The sequence below is a fragment of the Jeongeupia wiesaeckerbachi genome, from assembly GCF_050916355.1.
Classification (GTDB): domain Bacteria; phylum Pseudomonadota; class Gammaproteobacteria; order Burkholderiales; family Chitinibacteraceae; genus Jeongeupia; species Jeongeupia wiesaeckerbachi.
The window spans coordinates 1,132,119-1,150,027 of the sequence record NZ_CP136946.1; the positions used below are offsets into that span (position 1 = coordinate 1,132,119).

At 64.3% G+C, this 17,909-nt stretch carries 15 protein-coding genes and 1 other RNA gene; 3 read left to right on the top strand and 13 right to left on the bottom strand.

The window, feature by feature from the left end; genetic code table 11:
• Positions 1-2 precede the first annotated feature (2 nt).
• Positions 3-914, bottom strand: a complete 912-nt coding sequence (locus R0382_RS05615) for a LysR family transcriptional regulator (RefSeq protein WP_432723090.1) — start codon at positions 912-914, stop codon at positions 3-5.
• A 104-nt stretch (positions 915-1,018) separates the two neighbouring features.
• Between R0382_RS05615 and R0382_RS05620 the strand changes: the two genes are divergently transcribed.
• Positions 1,019-2,263, top strand: coding sequence for a D-amino acid dehydrogenase (locus R0382_RS05620; protein WP_432723092.1), 1,245 nt, complete (start codon positions 1,019-1,021; stop codon positions 2,261-2,263).
• Between the two features lie 529 nt (positions 2,264-2,792).
• On the opposite strand, the gene R0382_RS05625 is transcribed toward R0382_RS05620, so the two are convergent.
• The gene (locus R0382_RS05625) at positions 2,793-4,184 is read right to left on the bottom strand and encodes a DUF2252 domain-containing protein (RefSeq protein ID WP_432723094.1); all 1,392 of its coding nucleotides are present in this window, start codon (positions 4,182-4,184) and stop codon (positions 2,793-2,795) included.
• A 13-nt stretch (positions 4,185-4,197) separates the two neighbouring features.
• Positions 4,198-5,220 (bottom strand): adenosine deaminase, encoded by a 1,023-nt coding sequence (locus R0382_RS05630; RefSeq protein ID WP_432723095.1) that lies wholly within the window; start codon positions 5,218-5,220, stop codon positions 4,198-4,200.
• A 175-nt stretch (positions 5,221-5,395) separates the two neighbouring features.
• Here R0382_RS05630 and R0382_RS05635 point away from each other — a divergent pair, with 175 nt between their 5' ends.
• Complete coding sequence (locus tag R0382_RS05635) at positions 5,396-6,184, top strand: SDR family NAD(P)-dependent oxidoreductase (RefSeq protein WP_432723097.1); 789 nt, start codon at positions 5,396-5,398, stop codon at positions 6,182-6,184.
• Positions 6,185-6,187: 3 nt separating this feature from the next.
• On the opposite strand, the gene R0382_RS05640 is transcribed toward R0382_RS05635, so the two are convergent.
• Positions 6,188-6,928 carry a dienelactone hydrolase family protein gene (locus R0382_RS05640; RefSeq protein ID WP_432723099.1) on the bottom strand — a complete coding sequence of 247 codons (741 nt, stop codon included), beginning with the start codon at positions 6,926-6,928 and terminating at the stop codon, positions 6,188-6,190.
• Between the two features lie 287 nt (positions 6,929-7,215).
• On the opposite strand from R0382_RS05640, the gene R0382_RS05645 reads away from it, so the two are divergent.
• The gene (locus R0382_RS05645) at positions 7,216-9,465 is read left to right on the top strand and encodes a glycosyltransferase (protein WP_432723101.1); all 2,250 of its coding nucleotides are present in this window, start codon (positions 7,216-7,218) and stop codon (positions 9,463-9,465) included.
• 56 nt (positions 9,466-9,521) lie between these two features.
• Here R0382_RS05645 and R0382_RS05650 read toward each other — a convergent pair whose 3' ends face one another.
• The 9 genes from R0382_RS05650 to zapB all read right to left on the bottom strand — a co-directional run bounded on the left by R0382_RS05650 (position 9,522) and on the right by zapB (position 17,893).
• Entirely contained in the window at positions 9,522-10,421 is a 900-nt protein-coding gene (locus R0382_RS05650) for a Rho-binding antiterminator (RefSeq protein WP_432723103.1), read from the bottom strand.
• Positions 10,422-10,539: 118 nt separating this feature from the next.
• Positions 10,540-10,896, bottom strand: a complete 357-nt coding sequence (gene arsC, locus R0382_RS05655; RefSeq protein ID WP_432723105.1) for an arsenate reductase (glutaredoxin) — start codon at positions 10,894-10,896, stop codon at positions 10,540-10,542.
• Positions 10,893-11,678: a 5'-methylthioadenosine/S-adenosylhomocysteine nucleosidase gene (locus R0382_RS05660; protein WP_432723107.1), complete on the bottom strand. Its 786-nt coding sequence runs from the start codon at positions 11,676-11,678 to the stop codon at positions 10,893-10,895. Before R0382_RS05660 ends, arsC begins: the two co-directional genes overlap by 4 nt.
• Before the next feature lie 135 nt (positions 11,679-11,813).
• Positions 11,814-13,574 carry a PTS glucose transporter subunit IIBC gene (gene ptsG / locus R0382_RS05665; protein ID WP_432723109.1) on the bottom strand — a complete coding sequence of 587 codons (1,761 nt, stop codon included), beginning with the start codon at positions 13,572-13,574 and terminating at the stop codon, positions 11,814-11,816.
• Between the two features lie 167 nt (positions 13,575-13,741).
• Positions 13,742-16,288, bottom strand: a complete 2,547-nt coding sequence (ptsP, locus tag R0382_RS05670) for a phosphoenolpyruvate--protein phosphotransferase (protein ID WP_432723111.1) — start codon at positions 16,286-16,288, stop codon at positions 13,742-13,744.
• A 215-nt stretch (positions 16,289-16,503) separates the two neighbouring features.
• Positions 16,504-17,112, bottom strand: a complete 609-nt coding sequence (locus R0382_RS05675; protein WP_432723113.1) for a 5-formyltetrahydrofolate cyclo-ligase — start codon at positions 17,110-17,112, stop codon at positions 16,504-16,506.
• 15 nt (positions 17,113-17,127) lie between these two features.
• Positions 17,128-17,325, bottom strand: a non-coding RNA gene (gene ssrS, locus R0382_RS05680) — 6S RNA.
• A 65-nt stretch (positions 17,326-17,390) separates the two neighbouring features.
• Entirely contained in the window at positions 17,391-17,696 is a 306-nt protein-coding gene (locus R0382_RS05685; RefSeq protein WP_432723115.1) for a cell division protein ZapA, read from the bottom strand.
• On the bottom strand, positions 17,693-17,893 hold the full coding sequence (zapB, locus tag R0382_RS05690) for a cell division protein ZapB (RefSeq protein WP_432723117.1): 201 nt from the start codon (positions 17,891-17,893) through the stop codon (positions 17,693-17,695). The genes R0382_RS05685 and zapB overlap by 4 nt, the downstream gene beginning before the upstream one ends.
• Between the last annotated feature and the right edge of the window lie 16 nt (positions 17,894-17,909).

Below are 17,909 nucleotides of genomic sequence, written 5' to 3' on the forward strand. Positions count from 1 at the left end.
TCTCACGTCGCATCAAGCTGCTTCACCAGCTCGCCCGCCCGCGCCGCGACCAGCTCCAGCAGCGTCGTCAGCGGGTGCGACGCCGTTTCGTCGGCGCGGGTCAGCGCGTACAGCGTCATCGGCAGCGCCGGTGCCAGCGGCCGGATCATCGTCGTGGCCGGGTCGGCGCCGAGTGCGGTAAACGGGTCGACGATCGCCACGCCGGCGCCGGCCTCGACCAGTGCACGCGCCAGTGGATAAGTCTGCACGGCGATGCGCACGCGCGGCGGCGGGTCGACCACGGCGAGGTGGTGTTCGAGCAGCGCCGACAGCGGATCATCGGTCGACAGGCCCACCAGCGATGTGCCGGCCAAGTCCTTGAGCGCCAGCGGCATATCGGCCTGAGACTGAGGCCAGAAGCCGCCCGGCGCCAGCGCGACCAGCGTACCGGTAGCAATGGTCTGCACCGCCAGCCCCGGGTGGTCGGGCTGTTTCAGCGTCAGGCCGACGTCGAGCTCGCGCATCATCAGCCCCTGCACCAGCTCGCGGGTGTGATGTGTGGATAACTCGCAGCTGCTCCGGGGATAACGTGTGAGCCAGCTGGTGATAAGTTGTGGAAGAAGCGACAGCGCCAAGGCCGGTGTCGCGCCGATGCGCAAGGTCCGGCCCGGGTTGTTGCGCAGGTTCTGCGCCAGCCGCCGCACCGATTGCAGGCTTTCGCTGACCTTGGCGATCTCGCGTTCGAGTTCGAGCGCCTCCGGCGTCGCTTGCAGCTTGCCGCGCACGCGCAGAAACAGCGGAAACCCCAGTTGCAGCTCGGCGTGCTGCAGCACCTTGGTCACCGCCGGCTGCGACACGTGCAGCAGTTGCGCCGCGCCGCTGACCGACCCGCTCTGGCGGATCGCCTGAAACACTTCGATATGCCGTAGCCGCATTGCCCATAACCTTTGCTTATACAAAGACCATGTTTATTCATTGTCGCGGCGCTGTCACTGCGGATTAAGGTGAATGTCATCAAGGTGGTTCAACAGGCGTTCGCATGGCAGGGATCGGCATCATCGGCGGCGGCGTCATCGGGCTGGCCACGGCCTGGGCGCTGGTTCGCGACGGCCACCGCGTCACGATCATCGAGGCGCGTGAACACGTCGGCACCGAGACCAGCTTTGCCAACGGCGGCCAGCTGTCCTACCGCTATGTCGCGCCGCTGGCCGATGCCGGCGTGCCGCTGCAGGCGCTGGGCTGGCTGGGCCGCGACGATGCGCCGCTGAAACTGCAAGCGCGGCTCGATCCGGCGCAGTGGCGCTGGCTCGCCGCCTTCGTGCTCGCCTGCCGCGGCTCGGTCAACCGCCGCAACAGCGCGCACCTGCTGCGGCTAGCGCTGCACAGCCAGGCGACGCTGGCGCAATGGAGGCGTGACGACGGCCTTGGCGATTTCGGCTGGCGCCGCAACGGCAAGCTCGTCGCTTTCCGCGATCGCGACAGCTTCACCCGCGCGGCACGGCATCTGGCCGACGCCGGCGCGCAGCAGGTGCTGAGCGCCGATGACTGCCTGCGCGTCGAACCGGCGCTGCCGGCCGGCCCCTTCATCGGCGGCATCTACACGCCCGACGAGGAAGTCGCCGACTGCCACGCCTTCTGCAAGCGGTTGGCGGAAAAACTGCTGGCGTCGCACCGCTGCACATTGCTGACCGGCCGGCGGGTCTCGCGAATCATCCACAAGAACGACCAGGCCGCTGGCGTGATGATCGGCGACGGGATGCTGCCCTTCGACCATCTGGTCATCGCCGCTGGCCACCGCAGCGGCGACCTCGGCCTGCCCGGCATCCGGCTGCCGCTGTACCCGCTCAAGGGCTACAGCCTGACGCTGCCGATCGACGTCCGGCACACGCCGCCCGAGACCAGCATCACCGATTACGACCGCAAGATCGTCTACGCGCGCATCGGCACGCAACTGCGCATCGCCGCGATGGTCGACATCGTCGGCTTCGACGCCTCGCCCGATCGGAAACGGCTGGCGGTGCTGCGCGACCAGGCCCGCGCCACCTTCCCCGATGCCGGCGATCACGATGCCGCGATCGAATGGGCCGGCATGCGCCCGGCGACGCCGACCGGCATGCCGCTGCTCGGCGCCACGCGCTACCGCAACGTCTGGCTCAACGTCGGCCACGGCGCGCTCGGCTTCACGCTGGCCTGCGGCAGCGGCCAGCTACTGGCCGAACTGATCACCGGGCGCACGCCGGCGATCGACATGAGCGGTTTGGCTAAATGGGGGAGTCGGCGGTAATAACCGCGGGTTATCGCGATGCGTTGATCAGGCAACAAAACTTGACCATCTCTAAGGCTTAGCGCCTGCGGCGCAAGATGAGAACGTTTGATGCGCGCTCCGCCACGCGAACGGGATACTTTCTTTGCTTCGCCTAAGAAAGTATCCAAAGAAATGGCGCCCCTGCACTGCGCGCCAAACGCGGCGGGGTCCTGAACTCGCCCTGTGGCGAGCTCAGACAGCCAGGCCCCGCAGCCCCGCGTCCGGTTGCGCTGCTCGGCGCTACTGAGGGGATCTGGGAGGCATGCTGGCTGCGGTGAAAAATGCACCGCCTTTTTCCCGTTTACCAGCGCCGAGGAGTGGAGCGAGACAAGCGGTCTGATCGCTTGGCTTGCGACCGATCGCGGGCAGCCCGGAGGGCCGTAGGGCGCGGGTCGCCTTCTTTTGGTTCATTTTCTTGGCGACGCAAGAAAAGAACCCGTCCGCCGGGCGGAACCGGCATCTGAAAATACCGCGCCGAAGGCGCTATAACTCCCCCGCCCAAACCCAGTCACTCCTCCGGCAACTGCACCGGCAGGCGTCCCTCGGCAATTGCCTTGCGAAACAGCGCATAGTCCGCCTCGGTCTGGTCGGCATAGCGCAGCGCATAGTCGGCAATCGCATTGTCGAAGGTGTCGCTGCTGCCGAGATAGCCAGCGATCTCGGCCGACAGCCCGCTGGCCTTGGCGTGCGCACGCGCCAGCGTCCAGCCGCACGAGCCGATATAGGCCTCGAGCATGTCGTTGTCGTAGGTTTCCAGCCGCGCCGACAGCTTCATGTCGCGCAGCTGCCGCACGTAGTAGTGCCGCCCGGTCGGACCGACCAGCCAGCCGAGGAAGAAATCGCTGCTCGCCTGCATCAAGCGCTGACCGGAGACGACACGCTGGCCCTGATGCGGATACGGTGCCGGCGGCAGCACGCTGGCGAGCACCGATTCGCGCGCCTCCTTCAGCTGCAGGAACAGCGGCTGATCGTGCTCGTCCATCAACAGGATCACCAGACAGCGGGTACCGACGCTGCCGACGCCGACCACCTTGAAGGCGATGTCGACCATCCGGTAGCGCGACAGCAGCTGGCGCCGGTCGTCCTGCAAGGTGGTGAGGTAGCCTGCATAGCTCGGCTGCATGATGTCGAGCATGTCGGCGGCCTGCCGCATGGCGTCATCGTCGGGCAGTAGCGAGTGTTCGTTGTTGAGGTGGAAGATCACCGGCGGGTTGTCGACCAGCCGCAAGGTGCCGTCGACCTCGGTGGTGATCTTCGGCAGCAAGCGGTCGTGCGTGCGTTTGCGCGCCTTGGCGGCGCTCTGGTCGAGCTTGGCGACGATCGCCGGATCGGCGACCGACGCCTTCAGCGCGTCGAAGCCGATCTTCTCGCACCACAGTTCGAGCTCGCTCATCCGCGCGTAGCCGGCCATGCGGATCCGGTACGTCTGCACCAGCTTGCGGACCAGATCGCGCGCCGCGTGGTCGCCAAGACCGCGTTCGCGCGCCGCCAGCACGGCGCTGACCGCCAGCCGCTTGATGTCCCACTCCCACGGCCCCGGATGGGTTTCGTCGAAATCGTTGATGTCGAAGATCAGATTGCGCTCGGGCGTCGCGTAGACGCCGAAGTTCATCAGATGGCAGTCGCCGCAGATCTGCGTCGCCAGGCCGGTATCGACGCTGCCGGCCAGATCGTGCGCCTGCAGCAGCGAGGTACCGCGAAAGAAGGCAAACGGCGACGCCTGCATCCGGCCATAGCGCAGCGGCACCAGCGCCGGCACCCGGCCGACGCTCGACGCTTCGATCAGCGCGACCGGATCGCGCTCGCGGTGTTGCGGCCAGTGCGCATGCGCCGAACGCGACACCTGGTCGCGGATGGCCTTGCCGATGCTCTGCCGGTGCTTGCGGCTGATATTGCGCATGAAGATTTCCGTATCAGGCCGGATCAAAGGCCAGCGTGTCGATGTCGGCGTACCAGCGCGCCTTGGCGGCGTCGTCCATCCAGCTGGCCTCGATGCCGTTCTTGGCCAGCTGCACCAGCTCGGCGCGCGTCAGGTTCAGCGCGTCGGCACAGGCCAGCCAGTTCTGGCCGACGTAGCCGCCGAAATAGGCCGGATCGTCCGAGTTGATCGTCGCGATCAGACCGCGTTCGAGCAGCGTGCGCAGCGGGTGCTCGGCCAGCGTGTCGAACACCCGCAGCTTGATGTTCGACAGCGGGCATACGGTCAGCGGAATCCGGTGTTCGGCCAGGTACGCGACCAGCGCGTCGTCTTCAAGCGCACGCACGCCATGGTCGATGCGGGCGACGTCGAGCAGCCTGATCGCCTGCCAGACGTAATCGGCCGGGCCTTCCTCGCCGGCGTGGGCAACCCGGGCGAGGCCGAGCTGCTTGCAGCGGGCAAACAGCCGCGCGAACTTCTCCGGCGGATGGCCGCGCTCGCTCGAATCGAGGCCGACGCCGTCGATCTGGTCCAGATAAGGCAGCGCCTGCTCCAGCGTGGCAAAACCGGCGTCTTCGGACAGATGCCGCAGGAAGCACAGGATCAGCTTGAAGCCGATGCCGAACTTCGCCTCGCCGTCGACCAGCGCGCGGCGGATGCCGGCCAGCGCGGTCTCGAACGGCACGCCGCGGTCGGTATGCGTTTGCGGGTCGAAGAAGATCTCGACGTGGACGACGTGATCGGCGTGCGCGCGCTCAAGGTAAGCCCAGGTCAGGTCGTAGAAATCCGCCTCGGTCAGCAGCACGCCGGCGCCGGCGTAGTACAGGTCGAGGAAGGACTGCAGATTGTGGAAATCGTAGGCGGCGCGCAGCGCGTCGACATCCGGGTACGGCAGGGTCACGCCGTTGCGGCGCGCCAGCGCGAACATCAGTTCGGGCTCGAGCGTGCCCTCGATATGCAGGTGCAGTTCGGTCTTGGGCAGGCGGCGCAGCCAGTCGGCGCGGGCGGAATCGGACATCGTGGGCTCCATGGGCATGGCCCTGCGAGTGTAGCCGATGTAAGCGGCATGATTCTGTAATGACTTCTCGCGATGGCCGGCGCGAAAATCCGCGCCCGGGTTGACATTTCTACGTGCCGACCGTGGCGGTCGCGCGTTAGATTATCGGCATCGAATCCGCCCCAAAGGACGCATCATGCCCAACGCGCTGAGTTACACCGAAGTCCATTACGCCGACCTCGCCGGCCAGCGCGTGCTGATCAGCGGCGGCGCGTCGGGCATCGGTGAAGCACTGGTCGAAGCCTTTCTGGCGCAGGGCGCCAAGGTCGCCTTTGTCGACATCGACGACGCAGCGGCCAATGCTTTGCTGGCCAGGCACCCGGATGCGCCGATGCACTACCTGCACTGCGATGTCCGCGACATCGCCGCGCTGCAGGCGGCGATCGCCGAGGTCGACGCGATGTGGCACGGCATCGACGTGCTGATCAACAACGCCGCACGCGACGACCGCCACGATCTGGCCGGCCTGACCCCGGACTACTGGGACGACGCGCTGGCGACCAATCTGCGCCACCACGTGTTCGCCACGCAGGCGGTCGTAGCGGGCATGAGCGCGCGCGGCAACGGCACCATCATCAATCTGGGTTCGATCGCCTGGATGCGCGGCAACCCGACGATGCCGGCCTACACCACCGCCAAGGCGGCCATCCACGGGTTGACGCGCACGCTGGCCAAGGATCTCGGGCCGGCCGGCATCCGCGTCAACAGCATCGTCCCCGGCGCGATCCGCACCGACAAGCAGGTGCGGCTCTGGCAGGACGCCGGCACGCCGGACATGGAGCAGCGCTTTATCGACCAGCAGGCGCTGAAGTTCCGGCTCGACGCCAGCGACTGTGCGCACATGGCGCTGTTTCTCGCCTCGCGCGCCAGCCGCGGCTGCACCGGTCAGGATTTTGTCGTCGACGCGGCGCTGTCGATCAACTGAAGCTCAATCGCGCAGTACGCGGCCGAACAGATCGAGCGCCAGCCGGTAACCGGTCAGCGCCAGCTGTGCGTCGTAGCGCTCGCCCTCGTCGCGCATGAAGGCGTGCTGGCCATTGAACTCATGCCAGGTGTAGTCAAGGCCGGCGTCGGCCAGCTTCTGGTACACCAGCGCCCGGCCGGCAGCCGGAATATGCGGGTCCTGCTTGCCCCAGATCATCAACAGCTCGCCCTTGATCTCGGCGAGCCGGTCCATGCTGTGCTGACCCGGGCCGTTCGGGATCGTGTTCGAGTGCAGGTCGGTGGCGTAGAAGCACGCCGTCGCAGCGATCTCGGGCTGCAGCGCCGCGCGGAACGCCAGATGGCCACCGATGCAAAAGCCCATCGCGCCGACGTGGCCGTCGTACCACGACTGGCTCGCCAGCCAGGCCAGCATCGCCCGGTTGTCGCTGTCATAGCTTTCCGCCGGCTTGGCCGCCTTGTCGGCATTGCCCTTGTCGCGACCGGCGTCGTCGTAGGCAAGCACCGTTCCGGCCGGATTCAGTTCATGGAACACCTCGGGCACCAGGACCGCATAGCCGTGGCCGGCAAGCAGCCGTGCCGCGCGCTCGATCGGCCCGGTCTGCTGGAAAATTTCCGAATAGAACAGCACCGCCGGATACCGGCCGTCACCGGACGGACGGTGGACATAGGTGCGCATGCTGCCGGTAGCGGTCGGCAGGTCGACAAAATGGCTCTGGGTAATCACGGGCAGATTCCACGGGTTTATCAGCCCCAGAGTGTAGAGCCGGAACGCCGGTAGTGCACCTGTCACGCCCGGTAACCCTCGGCGCCCCAGCCCCCCCGCACGCCTGGGTGGCTCGATTGCCGGCTGTCATTTGCTGCGCAAAGCCTGCAGCGTGGTGCTAGCGTGAATCTTATAAGTAAGAAAAGTCAGAGCTATTCGCATTTTGACAGCTCCGCTCAATAGAAAACGACCCGCCGCGGCCTACTCGGGCCAGCCAAGCGGCACGGGTCTTGCAGGAGAGCCGCATCATGAGCAAAGCCAACGGCATCCGTTACGAGTCGCTGCGCCCGGCGCAAATACTCGTCGTCATCGCCTACCTGATCATCGCCTTCATCTACCTGAGCTGGCGACCTACCGTGTTCAACCCCGAGGCACCGATCTTTTCGGTGCTGCTCTACGTCGCCGAGCTGTACGGTTTCTTCACCGCCTTGCTGCATCTGGTCATGACTTGGCGACTCGCCGAACGCGACATGCCGGACGCGCCCCCCGGGCTGAGCGTCGACGTGTTCGTCACTTCGCTGAATGAACCGGTCAGCCTGGTCCGCCACACCTTGCTCGCCGCGATCGGCATGGATTATCCCCACAAGGTCTGGCTGCTGGACGACGGCAACCGGCCGGAAATGGCGCAGCTGGCTGCCGAACTGGGCTGCAGCTATCACGCCCGCGGCGACAACGAGTTCGCCAAAGCCGGCAATCTCAACGCCGGGCTGGCGCAAAGCCGTGCCGACTTCGTCGCAGTCTTCGATGCCGACCACGCACCGGCGCGCCGTTTCCTGATCGAGACGCTGGGCTACTTCAACGATCCCAAGGTGTCCTTCGTCCAGACCCCGCAGGACTTCTTCAACCTCGATTCGTACCAGCACCGCAAAAACAAGCAGACCACGGTCTGGACCGAGCAGTCGCTGTTCTTCCGCGTCATCCAGCGCGGCAAGGACTACTGGAACGCCGCGTTCTTCTGCGGCAGTTGCGCGGTCCTGCGCCGCTCCTCGCTCGACACGATCGGTGGCTTTGCCACCGGCACCGTCACCGAGGATCTGCACACCTCGCTGAAGCTGCACAAGGCCGGGTTCGCATCGGTCTACCACCCGCATTCGCTGGCATTCGGCATCGCGCCGGCATCGATCGTCCCCTTCATCAAGCAGCGTATCCGCTGGGGTCAGGGCGCCATGCAGATCTGGCGTCGCGAGGGCATCCTGTTCTCGCGCGGGCTGACCTTCGCACAGCGGCTCAACTACCTCGCATCGATGAGTACCTATTTCGACGGCTGGCAAAAAGGCTTTTTCTACCTCGCGCCGATCATCGTGCTGACCACCGGGCTATCGCCGATCTCGAGCTTCAGCGAAGGCTTTCTGATCCGTTTCATCCCGTACATCGTGCTGACGTTCTTCATGTACGAGGAAATCAGCCGCGGCTATGGCCGATCGCTGATGATCGAGCAATACAACTTCGCCCGCTTCTGGGCCTTCGCCTGGGCAACACTGGCAGCGTTCCGCGGCAAGCTGAAGTTCAACGTCACCAGCAAGGAAGTAACCGGCAGCAGCTATCGCCGCTTCGTGATGCCGCAATTCCTGATCATGGTGCTCTCGATCGCCGCCGTTCCGATTGGCCTGACGATGTATGCCTATTTTGGCAAGCTGCCACTCGACAGCCTGATCGCCAATACGATCTGGGCGGTGATCAACGGCGGGCTGGCGCTGCTGATGCTGCTGTTCACCCGTGCCAGCAGCCAGAGCCGCCGCCACGAGTACCGCTTCCCGATTCCGCTACCGGCTCAGCTGCACTTCCCGAACGGCACCACCACGTACGGCACGGTCGACGACATATCGTCGTCGGGCTTCAGGTTGTACGCACAACTGCCGGATGACGTCCGCAGCGGAACCGAGGTCGACGGCGAGCTGTATCTGCCATCCGGACCACTGCCGATCCGCGCGAATATCGCCGCGACGATCCGCGCGCAGTCGCAGCGACCGGACGAGCCCGGCTACATCAAGGCCATCGGTTGCGTGTTCGACTGGAAATCGGCCACCGAGCGCGATCGGCTCGACCTGTTCCTGTATGGCTCCGACCTGCAATGGCATGTGCAATCGCTGACCGAACGCAGCCGTACGCCGCTGCAATTCCTCAGTGATCTGTTCAGCGGCAAGCCGGCCCCGAATGTCGCCAAGCGGCAATGGACCACCGTGCTGTATCGCGACAACCCGGAGGAAACCGTCGGCAAACAGGTTGGCCTGCTGAGCCGCGACCTGCTACTGACATTCTCGCCACTGGCGGCTGGCATCCACGAAGTGACGACGATCACGCGAACCGGACTCGAACAGATTCAGGTGCAGACCGACGCCGAGACGGTATACGACAGCCCGGTTGCTCCCATCTTCGGCCATGTGCTGCCGCAACAGGCCGAGAAGCCGGCAAGAGTCGATACCTCGCCCAGTACGCGGCCGACCTTGGCCGGCAGCGGTGGCCTTGCCGGACAGGCGGGCATGATCCGTCGCGGCTGAATCAGCCACGAAGAAACCCGGCGCCGCATCGCGGCGCCGGGTTTTTTTTGCGCGTTTTAGCGCAAGGTCACATGACCGAAGCGCGCTCCCGGGGTCAGCGGCGTCAGCGCGCGGATGTGATCGAAGCGGATTTCGATATCGCCGTTGTGAGTGCCGAGCACCAGATACTCGGCATGGCCATGATCGCGAATATCCTGCGCCAGACCGATCGTCGAATCGCCACCGACCAGCTCAAGATGCAGCTTGTAGCGCCCCATGCAGGCGATCTCGAGATAGTCGAGCGCGTCGCACGACACCTGATGGAAATCGCCATCGGCACGACCATCGAGTGATCGCAGGCGCCGGTTCAGCGTATATGTGCCGGTCAGGCGTGCCTCGCCGAGCACGTGCCCGGACATGGCCTTGCGGACATCTTCACCGGTGAACGGACCATCGACGGCAAGCCGTTCTATATCCAGCGCATACAGCGTGAATACGTACCGATGCGTCAGCGCGTCATTCCAGGGCGGGCAGGGGCCGTCGTAACCGAAATATTGGCCGGCCATCGCCTTGTCCCCGGCAAACCAGCCGGTGAAATCGTTGAGGCCATGACGATAGCCTTGTGGCGCTGCCGGCCCCGCCTTGCCGCCGATCGTCACGCCATCGGCGTGCTCACCGGCAGCGATCGCGCGTACCGAGGCCGGGATATCGACCAGCGACCAGTGGAAGAAATCGACGCGCGGCAAGGTCGCCGGCACTTCCCGATCGGGCTGGTTGACGTCGTCACCACGGCTCGGCACATCGGGATCATGGACCAGCAATGCAAACGACTTAGTGCCCGTTGGCGCATCACGCCATGCCAGTTGCGGGTTGCGGTTGGCAGACAGGGCGACATGCTGTGCCTCGTCGGGAATGCCAAAAGCGAATTCACCCGGAATCGGGCTGCCGTCATGAAATGACTCACTCCACAGCTTCATTGCGCGCTCCTCCTCGTACAGTCGATTTTCAACTTAGACCGCCCCGCCAAGCCCCGCCGCCCGATGTCCCAGAGATGGCTCGCGAAATGACCGAAGGTAGCGCCTCGACGCGACGGCCTCAGCCGAGCAGCGCGAGCACCGCTTCGGGCGGTCGACCAATCGCGGCGCGGACGCCATCGACGACGACAATGGGGCGCTCGATCAAGCGCGGGTGGGCGACCATTGCCGCAATCAATGCCGCGTCGTCGAGCTGCGGATTATCAAGCGCCAGTTCGGCGTACTCATCTTCCTTGCGGCGCATCAGCTCGCGCGGCGACAGCCCGAGCAGATCGAGCAAGCGTTGCAAGGTCGCAGCATCCGGCGGCGTCACGAGATACTCGACGACGTCGGGTGCCAGCCCGCGCTCGTTCAACAAGGCCAGCGTTTCGCGCGATTTGCTGCAGCGCGGGTTGTGATAGATGGTCAGGTTCATCATTGCTCCTCGGCCGGTGAGCGGGACCGCAGCAACGCTGCGACCGGTTGTCGATACCGCTGCGTCAGCGCGGCGACAAAGCGCTGACATGCGTTGGCGGTCGCCACATCGTGCGCCGAACCGTTGACGATGTTGTTCGACACGACGCGTACGCACAGGAAGGGCACACGGTACTGGCCGCAGACCTGTGCGACCGACGCGGCCTCCATTTCCTCGACCAGGGTGCCGTAGCGCGCGTGAAAGTGCGCGATCCGGTCGAGTTCGTTGTTCCAGACGTCGGACGAGCCGATCACACCGTCGACGACCCGGCCGGTGGCATGCTCGACCTCGCGCGCCATCGCCAGCAAGTCCGGATCGGCATCGAACGACATCGGTACCGGCATGGTGAAATTGGCTGTTTCGCTCTGGTCCATCAGATCGAGTGGCCGCCATGCCAGCGTGTCGCTGCCGGCCCCGGCATCGCGGAACGGGCTCTGGAACGCGCCGAGGTGGATGACGCGCGCACCGAGTACCAGATCGTTCGGCAACAGCGCCGGATCGTGGCCACCGGCAGTACCCTGGTTGATCACCGCCGCGGGGGCATAACGCTCAAGCGCAATGGCCGTTGCAGCGGCGGCGTTGCTCATGCCCATGCCGGTGCGGCTGATCACCACCGGTACGCCGGCCAGTTGCCCGAGCCAGAACGTCCAGCCGCCGCCGGTCTCGATGACGACGTCGTCGAGCAGGGCGACCAGCGCCGCGACTTCGACCTGCATCGCTCCCTGGATCACGATCGGCTTGTTCATCCGTTTCCCCTTCATTCACCGTATCGCGTCAGCGTATCGCAGTCACCACGACAACACGAGGCCGGTCGGCCATTCACCGGTAACGAAAAACGGCGTGCCATCCGGCACGCCGTTTTGTCTGGCGCTTGCCAGCGCTTACTTCAACAACTTGGCCAAGGCTTCGGCGTCGTTGCCGATGATCAGGTGCGCGACCTTGTCGCTGACCGGCATCACGGCGATGCCGGCCTTTTCGAGCTCACCCTGCTGCAACAGCGCCAGATCCTTCAGCGTCACGCGCACGCGCGTCACCGCAACGGCCTCTACCTCGTGCAGATTGGCCTTGCCACCGAGCAGCTTGAGCACGGCTTCAGCCTGCTGGCGGGTCGCGTCGCTGACCGCTGTCGTCGCGGCTGCGACCGGCGCTGCGGCGACCGCAGCCGGTGCCACCACCGGACCATCGGCTTCGGCGCCAGCGGTCTTCAGATAGGCCTGCATATCGGTCTTCAGGTTCTCCGAACGGGTACCAAAGATCGCCTGCATATTGTTGCCGACCTGCATGACCCCGGCAGCACCAAGCGCTTTCAGCTTGGCCTGGTCGACGCGGGTCGGATCGGCCACCGAAATGCGCAGACGGGTAATGCACGCGTCGAGCGACTGGATGTTCTTGCGACCGCCAAAGGCCAGCACCAGTTGCTGCGACATGCCCGAACGATCATCACCGGCAACGCCGGACTCGGCGACCTCTTCGTCCTCGCGACCCGGGGTCTTGAGGTTGAAACGGGTGATGAAGAAACGGAACACCGTGTAGTAAATGACGAAGTAGATCGGGCCGAGGATCAGCGTCCACCACCAGTTCTGCGCGTACTTGCCGAAGGCGTTGAACAGCAGGAAGTCGATGCCGCCTTGCGAGAACGTGAAGCCCATGTGCATGTTCAGCGTGTTGGCGATGAACTGCGCGGTACCCACCAGCAGCGCGTGGATCACGTAGAGCTGTGGCGCGACGAACAGGAAGGAGAACTCGATCGGTTCGGTAATGCCGGTCAGGAACGAGGTCAGCGCCGCGGCGACCATCATGCCGCCGACCTTGACCTTGTTCTCCGGCTTGGCGGTATGCCAGATCGCGATCGCCGCACCCGGCAGGCCGAACATCTTGAAGAAGAACGCACCCGACAGGATGCCCGCGGTCGGATCACCGGCGAAGAAGCGGTTGATGTCGCCATGGACGACCTTGCCGGCAGCGTCGGTGTACGAACCGATCTCGAAAAAGAACGGCACGTTCCAGATGTGGTGCAGGCCGAATGGCACCAGCATCCGCTCGACCACACCATAGACGGTCGCCGCCGAACGCGGGTCACCGGCCGCGGCCCAGTGCGAGAAAATGTCGATGGCATGCTGGATCGGCGGCCAGATGAATGACAGGATCACACCGACAATGATTGCCGCGATACCGGTAACAATCGGCACGAAACGCTTGCCGGCAAAGAAGCCCAGGTAGGACGGAAGTTCGATCCGGTAGTAGCGATTGAACAGCCCGCCTGCGACGGCGCCGATGATGATGCCGCCGAACACGCCGGTTTCCATCGACTTCATACCCATCACGGTCGCCGGTTCGATACCGAAATAGGTCGCCATCACGCCAAGCGTCGCGATCATCACGACGAAGCCGACCACCGCGGCGACCGCGGAGACCCCATCATTCTCGGTCAGGCCGAGCGCCACGCCGACGGCGAAGATGATCGGCAGATTGCCGAAAATCGCCCCGCCGCCCTGCGCCATGATCTGGTTGACGATGTCAGGGATGAAGGAAAAGTTGGAACTGCCGATACCCAGCAAGAGGCCGGCCACGGGTAGCACGGCTACCGGCAGCATCAGCGCCTTGCCGATCTTTTGCAGAAAGGCAAATGCGGCATTGATCATGTTTTGATCACTCCTATCCGAGTGCGTTCTGAAGCCCGAGAGTCCTCAGGGCTTGATTTTTTTATATACACAAGCGCCGCTGGATACGGCGTCTTTCTTGCGTTCGCGACGAGCAAGCGAACGACAGGCCCGCGCGGGTGTAGCGACCGCGCGGGACACTGTTGGTTTTAGCCGGCGGCCTTGCCGAGGCGCTCGCGCACTTCGGCAGCGGTGCCCAGCTGCAGCACTTCGGCCGCGAGCTTCTGGCAATCGGCCTTCGACAGGCGACGCACCATGGCCTTGATCGACGGAATCGCCGGCACGCTGACCGACAGCTCGTCGACGCCAATACCGATCAGCAGCGGCACGGCTTGCGGATCGGAAGCGATCCCGCCGCAGACACCCACCCATTTGCCCTGAGCGTGCGCCCCCTTGACCGTCATCGCGATCAAACGCAGGACGCCCGGGTTCAGTGCATCGGCCTGCTTGGCCAGCTTCGGATGGCCACGGTCCATTGCCAGCGTGTACTGGGTCAGGTCGTTGGTGCCGATCGAGAAGAAATCCGCTTCCTTGGCGAAGAGCTCGGACATCACCGCGGTCGACGGCACTTCGACCATGATGCCGACCTTGACGTCGGCGCTGATGTTCAGCGCGGCCTTTTCCTCGGCAACGATGGCCTTGGCAGCGCGCAGCTCATCGAGCGTTGCGATCATCGGGAACATGATGTGCAGCTTGGAGAACGGCGCGGCACGCAGCACCGAGCGGATCTGCACGCGGAACATTTCCGGCTCGGCCAGGCACAGCCGCACGCCGCGCACGCCGAGGAAGGGGTTTTCTTCGGCCGGTTGCGGCAGGTAGGGAAGCGGCTTGTCGCCACCGACGTCGAGCGTACGCACGACGAAGGTGCGCTCGGTACCGAGCGCCTTGGCGATATCGGTGTAAATCTGCGTCTGCTCTTCTTCGGTCGGCGCATCGGCACGGTCGAGGTAGAGGAATTCACTGCGCAGCAGGCCGACGCCTTCGCCGCCGAGTTCGACACCCTGTTTGGCTTCGTCGAGACCGCCGATATTGGCGACGACTTCGATGTGGTGACCATCGGTCGTCACCGGCGCCTGATGCGCCGCGGCGAGTTCCTCGGCACGCAGCTTGGCCTGTTTGACCTGCGCTTCGCGAATCTGCGCCACTTCGGCGTCCGACGGATTCTTGCGCAGCGAGCCCTTGCTGCCGTCGAGAATCACTGCGGTGCCGTTGGCCAGCTGCAGTGCGTCTTCGTCGATGCCACAGATCGCCGGGATATTCAGCGAACGCGCGAGGATCGCGACGTGGCTGGTAGCGCCGCCGCCGACGGTGGCAAAGCCAAGGACCTTTTCGCGGTCGAGGCTGGCGGTGTCCGACGGGGTCAGGTCTTCGGCGATCAGGATCGCGTTGTCCGGCACCGCCAGTTCGGCTTCCTTGACGCCGGCAATGATGCGCAGCACGCGGCGACCGACGTCGCGGATGTCATTGGCACGCCCGGCGAGCACTTCGTTCTTCAGCGCTGCGAGCTTGTCGGCGTAGGTCGAGAACGCGGTCTTCCACGCAAAGCCGGCGCTCTTGCCGCTGCTGATGCCGTTGATGGCGATATCGAGCAGATCCGGGTCTTCGAGCAGTTCCTGGTGCGCGGCGAAAATTTCCGCCTTCGATGCATCGGTGATTTCGCTCTTCAGCACTTCGAGCTGGTGCCCGGCATCCTTGAGCGCCGCATCGAGCTTGGCGCGTTCGAACTGGGCATCGCGGCCCTGTTCGGCGACTTCGATCGCTTCCTGGCGGACCTGGAAGATCTGGCCGACGGCCAGGCCCGGTGACGCCGAGACGCCCAGCAGCACATTCGGATCGCCCGATTTCGGCTTGGCGGCCGGCACCGCGCGCTTGGTTTTCGCCAGATGTTTCTGAGCGGCCGGCGAAATCACACCACCGACCTCTTCGCCCGAACCCTGGGCGATCATTTCGGCGACCGCCTTGGCCGCAGCGGCAGCATCCGGACCGGCTGCCTTGACGCGGATTTCGTCGCCGTACTGGACTTCGAGACCCATGATCGCGACGACCGACTTGGCATTGGCGTTTTCGTCACCGCGCACGAGCTTGACGGTTGAGGTGAAGGTTTTGGCCAGGTTGGCGACGACGGCGGCCGGGCGGGCGTGCAGACCAGTCGGGTTAGGCACGCGCACCGGTTCGGATTGCACATCGCCTTCCGTGCTCGCAGCGGCGGTCGCGGCGCTTTGGGCGCTGGCGAGTTCCAGTGTCAGTGCGACGGTCTGGCCGGCGCGGACAAAACCGTTGCCCACGACAAAACGGGCCACGCGGTCGCTGTTGGTGATGACCATCTGGGTCAGCAGGCTGCGCGCCTTGCGGCTGACAGCGTCTCCATCGAATTCGATCAGCGGCTGGCCGGCGGCGACGGTATCGCCTTCCTTGACCTTGGCACTGAAACCGTCGCCCTTGAGCATCACGGTATCGAGGCCGATGTGAATCAGCACTTCGATGCCTTCGACCGTCGTAATCGTCACCGCATGACGGGCCGAATGCAGTTGGGTGATCTTGCCGGCAACCGGCGACAGCAACACGTTCGACGTCGGGTCGATCGACACGCCATCGCCAACCATTTTCTGGGCAAATACCGGATCCGGTACTTGTTCGATCGGGACCAGCAGGCCGCTCAGCGGCGCGAGAAGCTCAAGGCGATGGGATGCAGTCATATCGACAACCTCTTGTTGATTTTCAACGGATTTCTGTTTTTTCAGGTCACGCAGGCTGATTTATGCCTACGGACTATGTATTCGCCCCTGATTCTAGAGTGCGAGTCCGTTTCCAACGTGTGAAATTTTGCGCTTGCCGAGTGTAAAACTGTGCGGATGTTTGATCTAAGTCGGTTTTCACCTTATTGGCAATGCCAAAACGGTTTAGCAGACGCTCAGATCGGCCGGCGATGCAGGCCCGATTCGGTGATCAACAGATCGAGCCCGAGATCCCAGCGATCGGCCGGCAAGGTGTCGACGCGCTGGCAGTCAAAAGCGATGCCGACCAGCAGCGGCCGCCGCCAGTGCCGGCGTGTACGGCGGAAGTGGAAGGTCGTGTCGTAGTAGCCGCCGCCCTGGCCGAGTCGCCGCAGTTGCCTGTCGACACCGACCAAGGGAATGAACACGACATCGAGCGCACGTGCCTTGCAGTGCTCGGCATGTCGCGGCTCGGGAATGTTGTAGGCCCCGAGCTGCCAGACCGCGTGCTCGTCGAAACGCACAAACGACAGCTTGCGCCCGCGACGCGGCACGATGGGCAGATAAACCCGGCAACCGGAATGCTGCGCAGCCAGCATCAGCGGCCAGGTCGAACACTCGCTGCCGGTCGGCACATACGCCGCGAGCCGGCGGCCACGTCGCAACAGGCCGGCCGCTCGCGCCCAGGCTGCAATCTGGCGTGCGGCGGCATGACGTTGCTGTGGCTGCAATGCGGCCCGGCGCTGGCGCAATGTTCTGCGCCAGTGGACCTTGTCTTGCTGGGGGGGGGGGTCAACGTGGAACACGTCAGCCTAGGAGAAGGGCTTCCCGCGAGTGCCGTTTCGGTCCGCATCTTGAACCCACAGGTTCAAGTGGCCGCCGGCCGGGTACCATCAGGTGCGTTCGGCAAGTACCGAAGTACAGGGAACACTCACAACAGGCACACCTTAAAAGCTGGCGACCGGGTAACAGCTTATCGGTTCAAAGAATCTGGACCGAAACGAACACCGCAGGAAAGCGAAGGGTGAGACCGACTGCGTTGTTGACGGCCACTGTAGCCGCCAACAACCGGTGCATATTGGATCTAGAACAAAGCCGTCTGATCCTGCAGCACCGCGTCGATCGCTGAATTCATGGCTGTGATTTTACGCTGGTACGCGCCAATGTCAAAACCGCCGGCCTGCACATGCAGATATTCATGGGCCAGATTGAGCGCCGCCATGATGGCGATCTTCTCGATACCGACCACTTTGCCACCGCCGCGGATCTCGAGCATCTTCGCCTCGAGCAGTGCCACGGCTTGCTTGAGCGTCTCTTCCTCGTCGGCCGGGCAGGCCACGCGGAACTCCCGCCCCATGACAACGATGTCGAGCTGACGGGTGGCGTTCATTGTTCGTCCTCGGGCAGTTTGCTGAGGATGGCCGCAACGCGATTGCGCGCGCCATCGACCTTGGCCTGCAGTTGCTGGTTGTCCTGCTGCAGTGCAAGCACCTGCTGGCGCAGCTGGCGATTTTCACCGCGCAACGCCTGGCAAAGGCTGACGAGCTGGCCCAGCTTGTCTTCGAGACTGGCGAATTCGACGTCCATGGCAATCGGCTTATGT